Genomic DNA, 19324 nt, shown 5'->3' with positions numbered 1-19324 from the left:
AGTGCGGCGCGAAGTATTGCCCTGACGAAGGCTACTTCGGCGCAGTAGGGTCTGAACATTGACGACCTGTTGAAAGCAAAGCCCGTCGCGCGCAATTTGCGCTTTAACCCTTACACGCGCCTTCGGGCGCCTTATTCATTTTCGTGGTCTGGAGAGTCGCTATGAACTGCCCCTCTTGAGATCAGGGCTGATCTCAACCGAGATCCAAAAAGTTTGGCGTACCCTCAATGGAGTAATGTGCTTTCACTAGAAACGTTGAAATTGCCTGCGCCAATGCGTCGTAAAAAGCCTCCACTTGCTCGACACCCTGCGCACGCAGACTGCCGTGCAGCAACCCCCTCCCCTGGTAAAGACTGACTGGAACATGGTCAGCCTGAAGTGCGTCTCTGTAGGCGTAACCTTCGTCACGCAGAATGTCGAACTCGGCAACACCAATGAAAGCCGGTGCGAGCCCTCTAAAGTTGCTGGCCATCAACGGCATCGCCGATGCCTCGCTACGCATTTGAGCAGTGGGGAGATAGCGCTCGAACGAACCTGCCAACCCCGTAGTCGACAACAACGGCGCGTCGGCATAGAGGGTCGCAGAAGGCTGGAAGGTTTCGGTAGTCAATACGGGATAAACCAAGGCCTGCCCCAGAGGCTGCCGCTCGCCCTTGTCACGTAAAGTCATGCACAGTCCCGCTGCTAACGTACCTCCGGCACTGTCGCCGCAGACCACAAGCTGTTCGCGACTCAAATCGCCCCCCAACTCGCCCGCCCGCAAGGCATTCCAGACCGTCAGACTGTCGTCCAGAGCCGCAGGATAGGGATGCTCGGGCGCCAAACGATAAGCCACCGCGACAATAACCAGCTTCAGCCGTTTGGCCAGCGCATAAACGAACCAGTCATGGGTATCCAGGTTGCCTAGATCCCAGCCGCCGCCATGCAAATAAAGCAGCACCGGCCAGGCTTGTTTTGGGACAGTGCCCGAAGGTTTGTAAAGACGAACCGGCAGATTGCCAAGCGCTGTGTCAGTGATCTGCAGGCCCTGAGGTTTGACCGGGGTGAAATGCCGACAAACTCGCAGAAACGCTTCGCGTCTGGCATTGAGGCTGGCGTCGGCTGGTGCAAAGCCTTGGTTGACGCGCACAAACTCCCGCATCTTGGGAGAAAGAGAATAACGCTCGCTTTGAGACACGCTCATGGGACGGATGGCCTGTGTAATGAGTGAGGGATTGTATTCGGCTGTTCTTTCAACTGCGCCACTCAGTGCGCCTGGCCACCAAACCGGTCAGTTCCGGTCGAACACGAAACAGACGCCCAGACGCAGGGGCGTTGCCCAGGGTTTCCATGGTCAGGTCGTGACGTGAACTGGTGATGTACAAGATGTCTTTGTTCGGCCCGGCAAAAGCCAGATCTGTGGGGCTTGGCACCGGTAAACCGATCGTCCGGTCGAGCCCACCGTCTTCGCTGAAGCGCACCAGGCTCCAACCATCGCGCAAGGTCGTCCACACGCCTCCCTGATCATCCAGCGCCAAACCGCTCAAGCGTCCCGAGCCTTTGGGCAGAGACGCGAACCGTCGCACCGAGCTTGAACCCGCCTGCATGACAAACAAGGTGCCGGAGTCCGGCCCCACGGCAAACAACGACTCGCCTTTGGTATCCCAGCAAAACGCGCTGATACGCTCTTGAAATTGCCATGACGAGCGCAATTCGCCTTGAGTATCCAGCTCACCGAGCGTGCAGCCGCCAGCGTTGCTTCGACAAGCCCAAAGAGCGCCAGAGGGATGACTGGCCAGACCAAGCAGGTGCTTGCCGGGCCAGTTGACCAAAGGATGTTCTTGCCCTTGCTTGTCGAGCAGCGACCAACCGTTGGCATGGGCGATCAGCAAGCCATCGCGATGCAGTTCCATGGCGCAGATCGGGGCGTCGAGTCGGGCAAAAATTCGTTCACCCTGCGCATCGAGCACCCAAATTGCCGGGGCCAAGGTGTCCGCCCAATAAAGTCCCTGGCTCGCTTCACACCAACGGGGAAAAGCGCCATTGAATGACCAGGCGCCCTCCACCAACTCGACTTCACTGTCAGCGATGCGCACGCTGGACTCACTCAACTGCGCCCCCACCCGCCGCGCCGCATCGGCCAGTTCCGGGCCCAACAATTCAAGGCGATCGAGGGTCAGCCGGTAAGCCGGTCCAGCGACACTCAATGCACCGCGAACCTTGCCTGCGTTGTCACGGATGGCGGCAGCGACACAGCGTACCCCCAGCACTATTTCCTCATCGTCGATGGCATAACCGCGGGCCCGGGTGATCTTCAGTTCTGTGTGCAAGCGACGCCGGTCAATGATGGTCAGCGGGGTAAGTGCGGTGAGGGTCAACCCCTTGAGAATTTCTTCGCGGCTGACTTCGTCCAGAGCCGCCAATATCGCCTTGCCCTGCCCCGTGCAATAGACCGGCTTACTCTGACCCAATGCGGCGGCCGAGCGCTGTGTATGCGCCCCGTCACAACGCTCCAGCGACATCACCTGATTGCCATCGAGTACCGCGAGATAGGACGTTTCACCGGTCAAGTCGCGTAGCGAGCGCAACTCGAAACTGGCGGCGGCCACCAGATCCGGCATCAGGTAGGCGTTGCGCACCAGTTCCAAATAGCGGAACCCCAAACGATAAACCTTACGCACCGGATCACGGCGAATCATGCCGCGCTCGATCAAGCTGGCAATGATCCGGTACAGCGTGGTGCGTGGCAGACCCAGTTGGGCGCCGAGATCGGCCTGGGACAGGCCGTCAGGTTTTGAGCCAATGGCTTCAAGCACATCCATGGCTTTTTCGAGGGCGCCAGTGCCGTCGGAGGACGTAGTCATCAGAAATTCCCACTCGTTGGAACAAACCGGTCTGCGCAGAATAAACGTCGTTTTCCGCGAGTCAATTAAGTCTTAGCATCGAATCCAACCTGAGACCAAACACCGAAACAAAGTCCCAAATTGCGGGAATAACCATCCAAATGCGCGCCGCATTTGAGCTGCATGACTCAGCCAGGAGAACAAGAATGACGCAGATCCACCAATACGCTGACGCGTATGACAATTCCGCGAACCGCAAGGTAACGGTCAGCGATGACGTGCTGACCATGCTCGCTGGTTGCAGCAGCGGCTCGCTGACCACCCAACTGTTCAAACTCGGCTTCCGTCAGCCAGCACTGGTCGGCCTGAGGGCCGTGAGCAAAAACATCAAACCCTTCGCCGGGCGCGCCTACACCATGCGGTTCATCCCGGCACGGGAAGACATCGACACCTACGGCACCATGACCACCAAGCCGAATGGCGACAACCTGCAATGGCAGGGTGTAGAGCAGATTCAGCCTGGGGATGTACTGGTCATCGACAGCCAAAATGATCCGCGCGCAGCCTCGGCCGGCAACATTCTGGTAACCCGCCTGCTGGCTCGCGGCGCCAAAGCGATCATCACCGACGGAGCCCTGCGCGATGGCAGCGAAATCGCCGCCCTGCCGCTGCCCGCCTATGCCCGGGAAATCACCGCCACCACCCGTATCTCTTACCACCACGTCGCGGACTTGCAGGTGCCTATTGGCTGCGCAGGCGTCGCCGTGTACCCGGGCGATGTCATTGTCGGCGATGCTGACGGCATCACCGTGGTTCCCGCCCACCTCGCTGAGGAACTGGCCGAGTACTGCTCGGTCCAGGACGATCTGGAAAACTACCTGGCCATGCGCATCGCCTCTGGCGAAGCCTTGTGGGGTGTTTATCCACCAAGCCCGGAGGCCATCGCCGCTTACCATGCCTGGATCGCTGACGGTCGCAAACCTATCCCGAGCATCATCGCTCAGCAGGAGGGCAACTGATGTCAGCCCCCGCCGAACACCCATACGCCGCCCTGATCCGTCGTTACTTCGCCGCCTGCAACGCCGCCGACCACGATGAACTGGTGGCCTGCTTCACCCCGGACGCTGTGCACTACTTCCCCGCTGGCTTGCCGGAAATCCCTTGGCGCAGCGCCGAAACCATCGCCGCCAAGTGGGTCTGGTGCGTGGAGAATCTGGGCTCGCAGTGGACCATCGAAAAAATCCTGATCAGCCCCGACAGCCCGGAGGCGGTGATCGAATGGACCCACTGGAAAGGCAAGCTCGGCACCGCTTTGCGTGGTGATGAGTGGTACGTATTTGACGAGCAAACCGGCCTGATCAAGGAAATCCGTGCCTATTACGCATCCCCCGCCGACAAAGAAGTCACCATCAACGAACTGGTGGACTTCGATTACAGCGGCCGTGGCTATCACCTGGAACCTCAAGGGAGTCGCTCATGAGCAGTCCTGAAATTACTCTGATCGATCAAGCCGTAGCGGCAGCGGCTGACGCGGCAACCTTCTGGGCCGAGTCGAAAGCCGGCCTGCGCATACAGTTGCTCAATGGCCTGGCCGACGCCCTGGAACAGAATCAATTCAAACTGATCGCCATCGCCGATGAAGAAACCGGCCTGGGCGTCGTACGCCTGACCGGCGAAGTGGCCCGTACGGCCTTCCAACTGCGCGGTTTTGCCAATGCGGTCGAAGCCGGTGTGCCTTACGCCGTGGTCGACGACCAGGCCATTGCCGGTACACCACCCACCGGTCGCCCACATCTGACACGCGTACAGCAGGCGTTGGGGCCGGTGGCGATGTTCTCCGCGAGCAACTTTCCATTCGCTTTTTCCGTGCTTGGCGGCGACACCGCTTCAGCCCTGGCCGCCGGTTGCCCAGTGGTGGTGAAAGCTCACTCCGGCCACCCGCAACTGTCCCGCGCCGTATACGAAGTGGCGCTGGGTGTTCTCACCGCACTAGGTTTGCCGACTGGTTTGCTGGGATTGGTGGAAGGCGCATCCCGCGCGGCCGGAGTGCATCTGGTGCAACACCCGCACATTGCCGCTGTGGCCTTTACCGGCTCCTATCAAGGTGGCACCGCCTTGTGGAAAGTCGCCAACGAGCGATCACGTCCGATACCGTTCTTTGGTGAACTGGGCTCGATCAACCCGCTGCTGGCGCTCCCGGAAATCCTCGAGCGCGACGGTGAACATCTGGCGAAGTCGCTAGCGGCATCCATCACCCTGGGCTGCGGCCAGTTCTGCACCAGCCCTGGTGTAATTGTGCTGTTCGAGCACCCGGCCAGTGAGCGCTTTACCGAGCTGTTCGCCGCAGCCCTGCAACCCTTGAGCACTCACCGAATGCTTACGCCAAGCATGCGCCGTGGCTTCGATGACGGTGTCGCCCGCCTTGAACAGGCTGCGACGGCCCGCCCGCTATTGCAGCCACAAGCCGATACCGGCGGTCCGGCGCCAAGGCTGTTCGCCGTCGATGCCCAGGCCTTTATCGAGGATGCGCACTTGCGCGAGGAAGTCTTCGGCCCGGCAGCGATTGTGTTGAAGGTCACCTCCGTGGCGCAGGCCATTGACGTACTGAACGCCATCGGCGGCAGCCTGACTGCGACCCTGTGGGGTTTCGAGCAGGCCAGCGAGGACAACCGTGCACTGATCCGCGCCGCCCGCCAGATCGCCGGGCGGGTGTTGTTCAGCGGTGTACCGACCGGTGTGGCCGTTACCGCTGCACAGCAACACGGCGGACCGTGGCCGGCGTCAACCCAGCCGCAAAGCACCTCGGTGGGTTATGCCGCACTGGAACGCTTCCTGCGCCCCGTAGCGTTGCAAGACGCTCCGGCCTGGCTGCTTGACGAATAAGGAGCCTGCAAAATGATGAAGCACATTGTGATGTTCCGCCGCCTGCCCGGCATGGAGCAAAACATCGAACCGCAAGCGCATCTGATCCAGAGGATGCGCGACCTGCCCAAGGACATCGATTTTGTCCGCGACTGGAAAGTTTCGGCCAACGAACTGGACCGCCCGATCTGCTGGGACTACCTGCTCGAAGCCACGTTCGATGACGCCGAAGCGGTCCAGCGTTACCTGCCTCACCCTGCCCACATGGCGTTGGTGACAGAGCTGAAAAAATACTTTGAATGGGCTGCCATCGATTACAGCGACTGATATCAGCGGTCGCCAAAGCCCTCATCGGCTTTCACCGAAATGGAGGCTGATTCAAACGGGCGTTCTCAAAAAGAACGTCCGTCTAGCTGATCGAACGAACACTACAAAAACAATAATCGGCATGCTTCAGATGCCGGCCGGAGATTCAACATGCACAAGAAAAAGAACTACCGCTGGACGATCCTGACGATGCTGTTCATCGCCATGATCATCAACTACGTGGACCGTGCTGCCCTGTCCATCGCCATGCCCTTCATCACCCAGGAATACCACCTCACGCCTTCTGAAAAGGGCATGATCTTCAGTAGCTTCTTCATCGGTTATGCGCTGTTCTGCTTCGTCGGCGGTTATCTGGCCGACCGCTACGGCCCAAAACGCGTACTCACCTACGCCATGAGTGGCTGGTCGATCCTCTGCGGTTTGACCGCACTGGCCTTCAACTTCTGGTCGCTGCTGATTGTTCGCGCACTGTTCGGTGTGGGTGAAGGCCCGGTATCCACCACGGCCAACAAAACCGTGAACAACTGGTTCCCGATCAAGGAGCGGGCGCGCGCGATCGGTATCAATCAAGCGGGTGGCCCTCTGGGCGGTGCACTGGCTGGGCCGATTGTCGGTTTCCTGGCTCTTTGGCTGGGCTGGCGCGCAGCCTTTATCGTGATGGCCGTGTTGGGTCTGATCTGGGCGGTCTGCTGGTTCCGTATGGCGACCTCAACGCCTCAGGAGCACCCGAAAGTCAGTGCCGATGAAATCGCCCTGATCAACGCCGAACGCGATGTCCCGGTCATGACCGCCGCCGAAGCGCCACGTACGCCGGTGCTGGAGATCATTATGCAGCGCTCGGTACTGGTTACCGGCGTGTCACTGTTTTGCTACAACTACATCCTGTACTTCTTTATGACCTGGTTCCCCAGCTATCTGATCGACGCCAAAGGCATCGATCTGAAGTCCATGAGCATCGTCACGTCGCTGCCCTGGCTGGTGGGGACCGTCGGTTTCCTGTGTGGCGGCATGCTGATCGACTACATCTACAAGCGCACTGGCAAGCAGTTGTTCTCGCGCAAAGTCGTACTGGTGACCTGCCTGCTGATAGCGGCGTGCTGCATCGCACTGACCGGCCAGGTCGAAGACGTGACACAAAGCGTGGTGGTCATGACCGTCGCCATCGGCTTCCTGATGCTGACCGCTCCCGCCTATTGGTCGCTGATTCAGGACGCCGTGCCGGGTCATCAAGTCGGTACCGCCGGCGGCTTCATGCATGGCCTGGCCAACCTGTCAGGGATCGTCGCGCCAACCGCCACCGGGATCATCATCCAGACTTCCGGTACCTATGCCAGTGGCTTCGCCCTGGCCGGTGGCCTGGGCATTCTCGGAGCACTGATTGTGGCGATCTTCGTCGGCCAGCCGAAATCCTTGACCCCGTCCCTTTCGCCGGCCTGACCTTTCGCCGAGCAATGCGCAAACACATTTGAGGAACGATACATGCAAACCATCCTGATTACCGGTGCCGCAGGCATTGTCGGCAAGGCGCTGCGCCCCTTGTTGCGCAAACACTACGCCCTGCGCCTGTTCGATCGCCTGCCGATCACCGACCTGGCGGAAAACGAAAGCGCCTTTTGCGGTGACCTGACCCGCACCGCAGATATTCTCGAAGCGGTTGAGGGTGTCGACGGCGTCCTGCACCTGGCTTGCGCTCACGGCACCGATATCCATTTCGAGAGCACCCTCAAGACCAACTACAACGCGACCCTGCAATTGCTTGAGGCCGCGCAGAAGTCAGGCGTGAAGCGGTTTATCTTCGCCAGTAGTCATCACGTGCTGGGGCAATATCGCACTGACGCCGCCGAGTCGTTCGACGATTTGCCCATGGCACCGGACAGCTACTACGCGCTGAGCAAAGTATTTGGCGAGGCGTCCTGCGCGACCTATGCCCAGCGCCACGACATGGCGATTTGCGCGATTCGCATCGGTAATGCCGACCCTCTGGTCAGCGATGCCCGTCGATTGCGCCTCTGGGTCAGTGCCCGCGACCTGGCGCAGTTGGTACGTATCGGCATGGAACACCCACAGATTCGCTACGAGGTGATGTACGGCGTCTCCGAAAGCCCACGGCCATTTTTCAAAAATACCCGGGCCAGGGAGCTGGGCTATCGCCCGCTGGACAATGCCAAGGACTTCATCGCCCCCGGCTACCTCGACTACGACGCCATGTGCGCGCAAAGCTCGGGCCGAGACTTCCTCGGTGGCGCCTATGCGGTCAGCCCACTGGCCAGTTGCCTGGAGTGCGCATGATTATTCGCAAGGTTGATACCTTCATTGTCGAAATCCCTTTTCACGACGGCGGTAAAGGTCAAGGCATCACGCCCACCACCTGGCACACGCTGGAAAATGTGCTGGTGCGCATCGAGGATGATCTGGGGTATGTGGGCTGGGGTGAAGCGTTCGGTTACTTCACCGCAGATGCGACCAAGGCCACCATTGATCGCTTGATCGCACCAGTGCTGGAGGGCAGCACGGTCGAGGACATTGGCGCCTGGAACCTCAAGACTCAACGCCAGCTGCATCTGTTCGGTCGCTACGGCGTGACCATGTTCGCCATTTCCGGGGTGGATATCGCGCTTTGGGATCTGGCAGCCCAGCGTCGTGGCGTGCCGCTGCATCGTCTCTTTACCGAGAAGGTTCGCAGCCACGTGCCGGCCTACGCGAGTCTGGTGCGCTACGCCGATGGCGACGTCGCTCCGGCCATCTGCAACCAGGCACTGGACATGGGCTTCAAGGACATCAAGCTGCATGAAGTGACCCTTGCCGAAATCGCCCAGTGTCGGCAGGCCATCGGCTACGACGTACCGCTGTCCACTGATGTGAACTGCAGCTGGTCGATTGCCGATACCCGAGCCTGGTTGCCGAAGCTTGCTGAGCTGCAACTGGCCTGGCTGGAAGAGCCGATCTTCCCGCCGGAGGATTTCGCGACCTTGAACAGCTTGCGCGGCCAAGGGGTTTCGCTGTCTGCCGGTGAAAACTGGTGCAGCGCCTTCCAGTTCGAACAGGCGCTCAAAGCCGGGGCGGTCGACTCGGTGCAGCCGAGCGTGACCAAAGTCGGCGGCATCAGTGAATGTTTGCGCATTGCCGAACTCGCACGGCAGTACAACACCCCGGTCTTGCCACACTGTCCTTACTTCGGCCCCGGTTTCCTCGCCACCTTGCACCTGGCGGTCGCTCAAGAACAGGTTGCACAGATCGAGTACCTGTTCGTCGAACCGGACGCCTGGTTGTACGACATCGAAGGCATGCGCCAGGGCCATTTGCTCGAGATTCCGCAAGGCACTGGCCTGGGCCAGCAGATGGATCAAAGCGTCTTCGATCGCTACCGTCGCGCTTGAATCAGGAGCAGACAATGTCGACCCGTTTTCAGCAACTGACTCTGCAAAACGCCGAACTGAGCCTGCAATTGCTCCCCGAGCACGGCGGTCGAATCGGTCGCCTGCAAGTGCGCAAACACGCTCTGGATATTTTGCAGCCGATCGATGCCTCGCAGTCTCTGGACCCACTGAACTGGCCCAAGGGCGGCGCCTATCCGCTGATCCCCTACTCCAATCGAATTGCTAATGCACAGTTGCGCTTCGAGGGGCGGGACTATGCGCTACCCGCCCATCCGCAGGCTTTGCCACATACGTTGCATGGCATCAGTCATACCTTGGCCTGGCAAGTCGATAGCCAGTCGACGACCCAGGCCAGCCTGAGCCTGGATTACAGCGGCCCACACTGGCCGTGGCCGATCCGGGCCGAGCAGCATTTCGAACTGAGCGGTGGCCGTTTGCGGATCCGGCTTGCACTGTTCAATAAAGGGGAAACGCCGATGCCGGCCGGTTTAGGCCTGCACCCGTATTTCCTCGCTCACCCGCAACTGCAAGCCAGTTTGAGTTGCACCCGCCGATGGCAGATCACAGCGGACTACTTGAGCACCGGACAGCACCGCAAAGGTAACGTGGCGATGCAACTCGACAGTCAGGCCTGGCAATCCGAGACCTGTGCCCACTACCTGTCGCAATGGACCGGCAAGGTCGATCTCGACTATCCGCAGGGCCGCCTGCGCCTGACGGCCAGCCCTGAACTATCGCATCTGGTGGTGTTCGCTCCGGCCGGTTCGCCTTATCTGTGCATCGAGCCGGTTTCACACCTGGCGGATGGTTTCAACCTGCAACCGCTGCTAGGAGAACTGAGCGGCACCCAAGTCGTGCCGCCAGGGGAAAGCCTCTCGGCCGACCTCTGTTTCGAATGGATCGAGCCCTTACAACGGCCCGGATAACCTTCCAGCCTGACCTTCATCCGTTAACTGATGCCTACCTGTCCGCCCGAGAATCTCGGGTGGTGAGCTCACTCATCCCTAAAAAGAACAAAAAAATGAAAATCAAACCCTCATCACCTCACGCCATGACCCTGTGCATGACACTCTGCGCCATGCCATTGGCAGCCCACGCCGATTTCGTCAGCGACAGCAAAGCCTCAGTGCTGATGCGCAATTTTTACTACAACCATGACCTTCGGGATTCAAAAGCTCCGGCTCAATCGAAGATCGAGGAGTGGGCGCAAGGCTTCATCCTCAAGGCCGAATCGGGTTACACCGAAGGCACGGTCGGATTGGGTCTGGACATGTATGCCGGTCTCGGTATCAAGCTCGACTCCTCGCCCGACCGCAGTGGCTCGGCCCTGCTCCCCGGCGCCTACAATCGCGCAGGCGGCCCGCGCAACGCCGATCCACGCTCTGTTAATGAGTATTCCGAGGCGACCGGTGCGCTGAAAATGAAATTATCGAAAAGCGAACTGAAGGTCGGTGGCCTGTTCCCGAAAATCCCGCTGGTGTCTGCCGGTGACGCGCGCCTGCTGCCACAGTTTTTTGAAGGTGCCATGCTCAGCGTTCGCGAGTTCGACAAGGTCGATATCGATCTCGGCCAGATGCGCGCGGTCAACTATCGTGAATTCAGTGGTAGCCGCAAAATGCAGACCGGTAACTACCTGTCGGTAGAAAGCGACCGCTTCAACTACCTTGGGGGAACCTGGCGGGTTACTCCGAATGCCTCGGTTGGCGTGTGGGAAGGCGAACTGAAAGACGTTTATCGTCAAACGCTCTACACCACCACCCTCAACCAACCGGTAGGCGCCTGGAAGCTCGGCGCCGTGGTGAACTACCTCGCCTCCAGCGAAACCGGCGAAGAACTCGCAGGCAAGCTCGACAGTCGCATGGCTTCGACCATGCTTTCTGCCAATCTGGGCCCACAAACATTCCGCTTTGGTTTGCAGTACAACGCTGGCGATAGCGCCTTACCCTTTCTTCATGACACCGACCTACCCGGCGTGGCCAACGCTGTCCAGGTGCTGCGTTTCGATCGCGCGCAAGAACGCTCGTGGCAAGCACGTTACGACTTCGACTTCGCAAGCGTTGGCTTGCCCGGCCTGGTGGCGATGGCACGTTATGTCCACGGCGATAACTTCAAAGTTGCCGGGCAAGACGGCCAAGAGTGGGAACGCAACATCGACCTGTCCTACACCATCCAGAGCGGCACTTTCAAAGACCTGTCTTTCAGATTGCGTAACGTCGAACTGGTCGGTGATGCGACAGGTCGTCGCGATGAAAATCGCTTTATCGTTTCGTATGCATTGGCGCTGTTCTGATTCTGGATGCGCCCTGATTTGCACCTTTCGGGTTAACGAAAAAGCGAGGCAGTCGATGCCAGGGAAGATACAGGCCTGGAATTTTCTTTGACGCAAAAAAATGGACCTCTTTTCAGAGGTCCATTTTTTAATGCCTGAAGCGGGAAACGAGCTGATTCGATTTTCAACTCTGCGCGAGTGACTCTGCTGTGATGGCGTAGATGATCGTGCCAGGACTCGTCAAGCATGTTTTTATGTGATACCTGCCAGCAGAAACACTGATTGGTTTGGAGGGCAAGTTTGGTCTTATCTTTTATTTCTAAAAAAGTATTACGGTGAATATAACCTATCAAACAACCGTATCCGATGTTTAGAAAGATAAAATCAATTTAATCAAACCCTACCAGACGCGAGAGTCCTCATGATTAAAATTCTAGCCGCTGTACGCCGAAAACCCGGAATGACTCATGCTGAGTTTTTGAAATATATAGAGCACCAGCATGGAAAAATCGCTCAAGCTAAACCTTTAGGTGTCAAACGATACGTACAAAATCATGTCATCGACTCTGCTTTCGGAGTTGACTCCGACATCTCTTACACACAAACATTTCACAGAGACTCGATCACGGAATTATTTTTTGACGATATGTCAGATTTAATTCACACCTTCAGCGATCCATATACCCAACAAACCACCGGACCTGATGCAAAAAATTTCGCTGACCTGTCTAACCAGGCAGCTCAGTTGATGGATGACGTAGAGACATCCGATGGAGGTGCAGCCCCCCTCAAATGGAAGGCGATCATCTTCATAAAAAAGAACCCAACTGTGAACCTTGATACCTTTTTCACAGCATGGGATTTAGCCCACGATGCTATCGCCAGTAAAAACCCAAATTTCCAAAATGCGCTACGTAGGCATGTTCGTTCCAGATATCTCCCCGAAGGTGACAGAGTGACATCCTATTTCGGGCCAAACATAGCGGTATACGAAGGCGTTTCTAGTATGTGGTTCGAAAATGAAGCAGATCTTTTGATCTTTCGTCAGTATCAGAGATCGCTGTTCCAACAACTTTCTGACGAAGGGGTCGCGCTATCATCAGAATCTTTTTTCGTATATGTCAAAGAGGTTGTAATTCTAGATCTGTGCCAGTAAAAACTTAATAAATGGGGCGACTGTCCTACATCACTTCGATGGTGGTTCTCCCCAAGTGCGTTTGCGTTCGGTGGCTCGCATTATAGACATGGGTACCGGGCACCGGATGTAGGGCAGTTACTCATTGAAACTCAAGGACGTTTATTATGCAGCAGGCGTGGACTTGATTCCGGAAGGGCATCCCGGATTTACGGTAAGCAGGACATCTGTTAAACCGACCACGACCAATCTTCGAACTGGATGCTGAAGCGATTCAAGGTCGCTTTTTACACCTTCTTGTTCAGGGTGCATCGCTAGCCTCCCCATCCAGCCGAAGGGTCTAGATCACTCAGATAGGCTCAGCCAACGTAGCAGTGGACTCTCGCATGATCTGAGCATGCTCTTCCTTGTCACCGCCACTTTTTTCTATTTCGCACAGACGTGCAGAGTTCTCGACCACCAGTTGGCAACGCTCCCAACGCCGCGCTTCGAACCGGCTCAGGGCAACCTGTAGGTTGCTATCAGCGAACAGTTCTTCGGCGAGTACGATGGCGCTCTCAATTCCAATTCCAGCCCCGGAAGCCAGATGTGGCGTGGTGGCATGCACCGTATCCCCAATCATCACAATGCGGCCTTTATGCCATGGCAACGGCACCAACAGATTGGCCAGCGGGCGATAGTCGATATTGGCGCCCGGCTCGTACAGTTGCGGCACAAGCGTTTGCAGGATCGGGGCTGGGAACTCACCCAGAAGACGTGCCATTTCGCTTGCCCAATTGGCCGGATCAATCCACTCGGAAAACTCGCGGTTTTCCATCAGGAACATATACATATGCGTTGCGGAAATCGGATTGACGCCAACCTTGGTGCGTCCCAGCCAATGACTGGGACGTACGATTTCCTGCGGACGCTTCAGCACCGCACGCCAGACACTCTGGTGAATGGGTTTTGGCGATGGTGCTTCTGAAAACAAATCCTTTCGCATCCTCGAATGCACACCATCGGCGGCAATGACCAAGTCATAGCGCCCGGAGGTTCCGTCGGTGAAAGACACTTCAACGCCATCCGCATGCTCGATGATGCTGTCAAACGTAATACCGAGGCGCACGTTAGTGCCCACTTCCCGCGTCTTCTCGGCAAAAATTCGTGCCAACACTGGACGCAGGATACCGCCACCACAGGGAATCTGTTTATGGCTGACTGGAGGTCGGAGCGCCAATTGCACGATCAGGTCGCCTGCTGGTGAGAACACATCGAAATCGGTGGACAGATACCCTTCCTCGGCCACCCGTTCAAGGATTCCAACGGTATCAAGCGCTCTTAACGTGGGACCGCTAAGCGTGATCCCAGCCCCCAGAGGGCACCACAAAGGATCTATTTCAATCAGATCTACTTCCACTCCCTGACGAGCAAGCTGGATAGCCGCTGTCATACCGGAAAATCCGCCTCCGATAACCAGGACCTTATTGACTGCTGCAATCATCACACTCTCCTAATTATTCTTATTTCAATCGGGCTGACATTGCATTGCGCACCGACGAGCTCTGCAGCGCTATCGACTCAATGCCGCAGACTCATGAAATTCCGACTGACAATGCCGGATCAACAACGAGACTATCGAATTGGATATCAGCGCTGAAATCGCTTTCCACAATCCGAGGTATCGCTGGAGATGATGAGTGTCGGTGGGTAAGCCTGTCCGATTGCTCGGGCTGCCTGCCTTTGCGGCAGAACCAGGCTTTGTCAGCCAGCGCGAAGACGCTCGCCTCGCGCATATAAATATAGGAGGCCGATGAAATACGGCTCATGTAAACCGCAATCCATCGCCCCCCTGGCTACTTCATTTCAGACGCTTTCCAGGCCATCCCAGCAGAGGTATTTCACCTCAAGGAATTCGTCGATCCCAAGGTGAGATCCCTCTCGCCCAAGACCGCTCTGCTTCACCCCGCCGAAGGGTGCGACTTCATTCGATATCAAACCGCAGTTGATCCCGACCATGCCTGATTCAATGCGCGCAGCGTTACGCCAGATGCGCGCCGCATCACGGCTGTACAGGTAGGCGGCAAGGCCATACTCGCTGTCGTTGGCCATCGTGATCGCTTCATCATCCGTCTCGAAACGCAGCAGTGGCATGACCGGGCCGAAGATTTCCTCCTGCGCAATCCTCATCCCATGCGTCACATCCACAAGCACCGTGGGCTGGAAGAAGCCCCCACCCATTGCATGACGGGAACCGCCGGACAACAGCCGGGCACCTTGCGCCAGCGCATCATCTACAAACGCTTGAGATTTCTGCACCGCGGCTTCATCTATCAACGGCCCCACCTGTACACCGGGTTCCAGACCGTTCCCCACTTTAAGCCGTGCCACGCGCTCGACAATGCGCTCGGCCAGTGCGTCATAAACCGCAGACTGCACCAACACCCGATTCGCGCCGATACATGACTGGCCGCTGTTGCGAAACTTGGCCAACATCACCCCGTCGGCGGCAGCATCAAGATCAGCATCATCAAAAACAATGAAGGGAGCATTGCCGCCCAACTCCATCGAGCATTTCTTGACGGTTTGCGCCGCTTGCGCCAACAACAGCCGACCCACTTCAGTAGAACCGGTAAACGTGAGCTTGCGCACCAACGGGTTGGCCGTCAGTTCACCCGCGATGTCTCGGGTGTCATTACCTGTGATCACGCTGAAGACACCGGCTGGTACTCCGGCGCGCTGGGCGAGTTCGGCGAGCGCGAGCGCTGTCATCGGTGTCTGGCTTGCCGGTTTCACCACCATCGTGCAGCCCGCCGCGAGCGCCGGAGCCGCCTTGCGGGTGATCATGGCGGCCGGGAAGTTCCACGGTGTTATTGCGGCGCAAACTCCAATGGGTTCGCGCAATGCAACGATACGCTGGGTATCTTTCACACCGGGGATCAGATCACCGCGCACCCGCGTGGCCTCTTCCGAAAACCATCGCACGAAGGAGGCGGCGTAATCGACTTCACCACGCGCCTCGTCCAGTGGTTTACCCTCCTCCAAGGTAATCAGCGTGGCAATATCCTCGCGATGTTCAACCATCAACTCATACCAACGGCGCAACACCTCGCCACGGCGTTTAGCCGTCAAGCGTCGCCATGGACCAAAGGCCTCATGCGCTGCATCAATCGCACGGCGTACTTCGGGCGTGCGGCACCGCGGCAGCTCGATGAGCACCGCTTGATCCACCGGATTACGCAGCGTGTACTGACCGTGCGGCGTCTCGCTCAGCCAATCTCCACCGATGTAGGCTCCGGTACGCCACAGCGTGGGATCTTTTAGTAAATGCTTCACTTTGCAATCCTCGTAATCAGCAAGGGTGACGCCCAATCATGAAGGCGCTATCAGGATCCGAGGTCACCGGCAGACCCGCCGCAACCAGCCCTTGACGCAGAGACTTCATGAGGCGATCCGGCACGCGCATCGCAGGGGCACGCAGTGGGCCTCCGTTGAATCCGGCCAGCCAATCCTGGTACTTCCACATCGTGCGATTGAGCACCCCGGTACCGCCCGCATACGTCTGAGCGGCTGCGCCGTTGGCGCTGCGTGCCGGATTGACCCTCCAATACAGTTCCATTGCCTCCTCGAACCGGCCCGTGCGTGCCAGTTCGAAAGCTTTCGGGTAGTAATCACTCATCCAGGCGGTGTTGCTGGTGCCGGAAAACTGCAGCTTCATCAAGCTCATCAAGGGGATTGCATCACCTTCGATCGGGCAACTGATCACGACCTGGTCACGGAAGTGGTAATACATCTCGCAGATGCCTGCCGGCAGCGGGAACCCCTGCTCGGATTTGATGGCTGCGATATTCGGACAATCGGCCAACAGACGACGAACCAACTCCAGCGACATGCCCGCCGGATGCACGCGTTCAAAGCCCCAGAGTGGAATCGGGAACAACATGACCGCCAGGTCCGTCGCGTCGCAGAATGACTTGGTGTAGTCGTAGATTTCCTGCTCGCAGGTCGGCCAGAACTGCGGTGGATAGGAGAGCAGAACGATGTCCACACCGGCTTTCTCGGCGAGTTTTACAGCCTCGATATTCTCAGCCAGCGTGCCAAAAGCCGCATGGAAGAACAGGATCAAGTCCTTTCCCGACTCACGGGCCCAGGCGGTGAACTGTGCATTCTCCTGTGGCGTGATCGAAAGCTCGCTGCACAGCAGTGTGCTGCTGTAACCGAGTCCGACTGTATGTTCGATGTCATGGCGAATGCCACGCTCATTGAGACGCTTCAGATCGGCGCTGAAGCTGGGAATGGTGACGGCCGAGCAGCCAACCAGATTTTCTCGCGCCCAGGCACGGGCATCAGCTTTCTTGTAAGTTGCCATGACGACTTCCTTCAGACAGTGAATGGTTTATTTCGAAACAGGGACAATGCTGGCAGGCAGCTCTATACCGAGGCCTTGCTGTTTGGCGCGCTCGTACAGCGCTTGGGCGATGACGACATCCTGCAGAGCCGAACCCACCGACTTGTAGAGGACAATGTCGCTTTCGTTTCGGCGCGGCGTGACACGGCCCGCGACCAGATCCGCCAGCGGTACTAATTTATCGGCGACATAAACGCCGGCACTGATCGCAGCGATGGCGTCACCCGTATCGTGAAGCACCTCCTGCGGCATATCAGCGACAATGCAGACGGCTCGATCCATCGTGACCGGGTCAACCTCCCGTTGCTCAGGCAAGGTGGAGCCCAATGACACGACCGTAACGCCTGCGGGCAGCCATTCCCCCAGCAATACGGGAGATTCGTCACGACTGCGTGCGGCACAAATCACTACATCGCAGTCCTGCACTGCCTCTTGCGCACTGCTCACCGCTTGGATATCCAGCCCAGGCCTGAAGCTTTCGGCAAAACGCTCACGGCTCGCGGGCGTTGGACTGAACACGCGTACACGCGCCACTTCCCGCACGGATTTAAGGCAGTCAAGCGCGCCACGCGCTTCAAACCCCGCACCAATCACGCCAACCCGCAGCGCTCGTTGAGGCGCTAGTAGATCTACCGCCAGCGCCGCGGTTGCAGCGGTGCGCAAACCGGTCACCCGATTACCGTCGATCAGAGCACTGAGCGCCATGGTTTGCTGATTGAACAATGCGATCAGATAGCTGGCACAGCGAGCCCGCATGGAGGCCGCGATCAATTTGCATCCCATATGGCCGCCAGCGGGAGGTACAGCGGTCAAACTGCGCAGCCAGATACCGTCGCCCCGTGCCATGGAACGAGGCGGCACCATGGCATCCGATGTGGGACAGGCATAAGCCTGCGCGAGTGCGGCAACGGCTGCGCTCCAGTCGACGAGCGAGGCAACATCGGCGTCGCTGAGAAAAAGCGTCGGAGCAATTACTTGGGGCACTTGGGAGTGATGCATATCGCTAACCTCGCAATCGGGTATCAGCCATTGATTGACTGACACCCTACGAGGCGCGCACCACGCCGGATACTGCTCGGAATCGAAAGCAGCTATCGCTCAAATCGATGGCATGGCCAGATTGCAGATCAGCCGTCGCACTTCACGGGAAGCACGAGTCACAGGACGGCGGGGAGAGTCGACAAGCACGACAAAGCGCTCAAGAACGGGCTCGACGATGCGCGATGACATCAGTCGTTGATCCAGCGAGCCCGACAGCACAGAGGCAATCGCATAGCCTCCGCCTGCCGCGACGACTTCGTACTGGAGCTGGACGGAGTCGGCTTCTACGACGACGCACAACTCTATGGAATGCTCGATCGCCAGATGATCGAGCCTGGCTCTCAGCAGATGGGGACGCCCCGGCACCACCAGTGGCAATTCGGATAACTGCTTTAATGCGATATCTCGATTATCGAAGACTGGATCGGTGGCGGGCCCTACCAAATGCAGCGGCAGCCTGGCCAGTAAATACGCCTCACCGATGCTTGCTTCACTCTCGCGCAGTACCAACGCCATATCGAGACGACCATCATGCAACTGCTCTTCGAGTTGAGCACTCGCGCCCTCGATCAGGTGCAATCTCACGCCCGGCATCTGTGCTTGCACCGCAGAAAAAAGCGTACCGGCAAACCGACGTACCGCAGAAGGCAGCATCCCTACGACCACCTCCCCCATCGGTTTTCCACGCCGGGTACGAATGTCATCGGCAAGGCCTTCAGCGTCCGCGAGAAGACTCGATACGCAAGGCAACAACTGCTCCCCAAACTCAGTCAGGACCACCCCGCGTCCGGTACGATGAAACAGCCGCTCGCCACATTGCGATTCGAGCTGAGCAATATTTCGACTCACCATGGACTGAGGCATATCAAGTAAAACAGCCGCTTTACTGAGACTTCCAGCCGCCGCGACCCGTACGAACAATATCCATCGAGGATCGACCATCGTCAAAGCTGCGGCCGCAGGCTGCGCTGTGGGGTCAAGCACATGGGCACCCTGAAGGTTCTTATCGTTGTGCATGTCATCCGCTCCCCGGTTCGTCTCGAGATCCAGATGTCAATCACACCCATACCTGGATAAAGCATTGTCGAAAGCAACCACCATTTT

General features: G+C 57.9%; 18 protein-coding genes. 10 read left to right on the top strand and 8 right to left on the bottom strand.

Annotated elements, in window-relative coordinates; all coding sequences use genetic code 11:
• Positions 1–193 precede the first annotated feature (193 nt).
• Together ACQKPC_RS12760 and ACQKPC_RS12755 are read right to left on the bottom strand one after the other, a co-directional pair.
• Positions 194–1183: an alpha/beta hydrolase gene (locus ACQKPC_RS12760; protein WP_427624906.1), complete on the bottom strand. Its 990-nt coding sequence runs from the start codon at positions 1181–1183 to the stop codon at positions 194–196.
• Positions 1184–1232: 49 nt separating this feature from the next.
• The gene (locus ACQKPC_RS12755) at positions 1233–2843 is read right to left on the bottom strand and encodes an IclR family transcriptional regulator domain-containing protein (protein WP_427624905.1); all 1611 of its coding nucleotides are present in this window, start codon (positions 2841–2843) and stop codon (positions 1233–1235) included.
• Between the two features lie 185 nt (positions 2844–3028).
• On the opposite strand from ACQKPC_RS12755, the gene ACQKPC_RS12750 reads away from it, so the two are divergent.
• The 10 genes from ACQKPC_RS12750 to ACQKPC_RS12705 all read left to right on the top strand — a co-directional run bounded on the left by ACQKPC_RS12750 (position 3029) and on the right by ACQKPC_RS12705 (position 12813).
• Positions 3029–3841 carry a ribonuclease activity regulator RraA gene (locus ACQKPC_RS12750; RefSeq protein ID WP_427624904.1) on the top strand — a complete coding sequence of 271 codons (813 nt, stop codon included), beginning with the start codon at positions 3029–3031 and terminating at the stop codon, positions 3839–3841.
• Positions 3841–4302, top strand: coding sequence for a nuclear transport factor 2 family protein (locus ACQKPC_RS12745; RefSeq protein ID WP_427624902.1), 462 nt, complete (start codon positions 3841–3843; stop codon positions 4300–4302). The genes ACQKPC_RS12750 and ACQKPC_RS12745 overlap by 1 nt, the downstream gene beginning before the upstream one ends.
• The gene (locus ACQKPC_RS12740) at positions 4299–5705 is read left to right on the top strand and encodes an aldehyde dehydrogenase (NADP(+)) (protein ID WP_427624900.1); all 1407 of its coding nucleotides are present in this window, start codon (positions 4299–4301) and stop codon (positions 5703–5705) included. The genes ACQKPC_RS12745 and ACQKPC_RS12740 overlap by 4 nt, the downstream gene beginning before the upstream one ends.
• A gap of 12 nt (positions 5706–5717) precedes the next feature.
• Complete coding sequence (locus ACQKPC_RS12735) at positions 5718–6011, top strand: Dabb family protein (protein WP_427624899.1); 294 nt, start codon at positions 5718–5720, stop codon at positions 6009–6011.
• 150 nt (positions 6012–6161) lie between these two features.
• On the top strand, positions 6162–7448 hold the full coding sequence (locus tag ACQKPC_RS12730) for an MFS transporter (RefSeq protein WP_427624897.1): 1287 nt from the start codon (positions 6162–6164) through the stop codon (positions 7446–7448).
• Positions 7449–7490: 42 nt separating this feature from the next.
• Positions 7491–8300 carry an NAD-dependent epimerase/dehydratase family protein gene (locus tag ACQKPC_RS12725; RefSeq protein ID WP_427624896.1) on the top strand — a complete coding sequence of 270 codons (810 nt, stop codon included), beginning with the start codon at positions 7491–7493 and terminating at the stop codon, positions 8298–8300.
• The gene (locus tag ACQKPC_RS12720; RefSeq protein ID WP_427624895.1) at positions 8297–9388 is read left to right on the top strand and encodes a mandelate racemase/muconate lactonizing enzyme family protein; all 1092 of its coding nucleotides are present in this window, start codon (positions 8297–8299) and stop codon (positions 9386–9388) included. The genes ACQKPC_RS12725 and ACQKPC_RS12720 overlap by 4 nt, the downstream gene beginning before the upstream one ends.
• 14 nt (positions 9389–9402) lie before the next feature.
• Positions 9403–10314, top strand: a complete 912-nt coding sequence (locus tag ACQKPC_RS12715) for an aldose 1-epimerase (RefSeq protein ID WP_427624894.1) — start codon at positions 9403–9405, stop codon at positions 10312–10314.
• A gap of 95 nt (positions 10315–10409) precedes the next feature.
• A complete protein-coding gene (locus ACQKPC_RS12710) occupies positions 10410–11678 on the top strand; it encodes an OprD family porin (protein ID WP_427624893.1) in 1269 nt (422 codons plus the stop codon).
• Between the two features lie 400 nt (positions 11679–12078).
• Positions 12079–12813 carry an EthD domain-containing protein gene (locus ACQKPC_RS12705; RefSeq protein ID WP_427624892.1) on the top strand — a complete coding sequence of 245 codons (735 nt, stop codon included), beginning with the start codon at positions 12079–12081 and terminating at the stop codon, positions 12811–12813.
• Between the two features lie 328 nt (positions 12814–13141).
• Here the strand turns inward: ACQKPC_RS12705 and ACQKPC_RS12700 are convergent, their stop codons facing one another.
• From ACQKPC_RS12700 to ACQKPC_RS12675, 6 genes are all read right to left on the bottom strand, one after another.
• Positions 13142–14275, bottom strand: a complete 1134-nt coding sequence (locus tag ACQKPC_RS12700) for an FAD-dependent oxidoreductase (protein WP_427624891.1) — start codon at positions 14273–14275, stop codon at positions 13142–13144.
• Between the two features lie 91 nt (positions 14276–14366).
• A complete protein-coding gene (locus ACQKPC_RS12695) occupies positions 14367–14600 on the bottom strand; it encodes a hypothetical protein (protein WP_427624890.1) in 234 nt (77 codons plus the stop codon).
• Positions 14601–14637: 37 nt separating this feature from the next.
• On the bottom strand, positions 14638–16107 hold the full coding sequence (locus ACQKPC_RS12690; RefSeq protein WP_427624943.1) for an NAD-dependent succinate-semialdehyde dehydrogenase: 1470 nt from the start codon (positions 16105–16107) through the stop codon (positions 14638–14640).
• Between the two features lie 16 nt (positions 16108–16123).
• Positions 16124–17140 (bottom strand): dihydrodipicolinate synthase family protein, encoded by a 1017-nt coding sequence (locus ACQKPC_RS12685; protein WP_427624889.1) that lies wholly within the window; start codon positions 17138–17140, stop codon positions 16124–16126.
• A 27-nt stretch (positions 17141–17167) separates the two neighbouring features.
• Positions 17168–18178, bottom strand: a complete 1011-nt coding sequence (locus ACQKPC_RS12680; protein ID WP_427624888.1) for an ornithine cyclodeaminase family protein — start codon at positions 18176–18178, stop codon at positions 17168–17170.
• 99 nt (positions 18179–18277) lie between these two features.
• A complete protein-coding gene (locus tag ACQKPC_RS12675) occupies positions 18278–19237 on the bottom strand; it encodes a LysR family transcriptional regulator (RefSeq protein ID WP_427624887.1) in 960 nt (319 codons plus the stop codon).
• Positions 19238–19324: the final 87 nt, after the last annotated feature.

It is taken from the genome of Pseudomonas sp. NPDC089918 (assembly GCF_050280605.1).
Classification (GTDB): domain Bacteria; phylum Pseudomonadota; class Gammaproteobacteria; order Pseudomonadales; family Pseudomonadaceae; genus Aquipseudomonas.
Note: the sequence above shows the minus strand (reverse complement) of the source record. Positions and strands in the feature narration are given on the sequence as shown.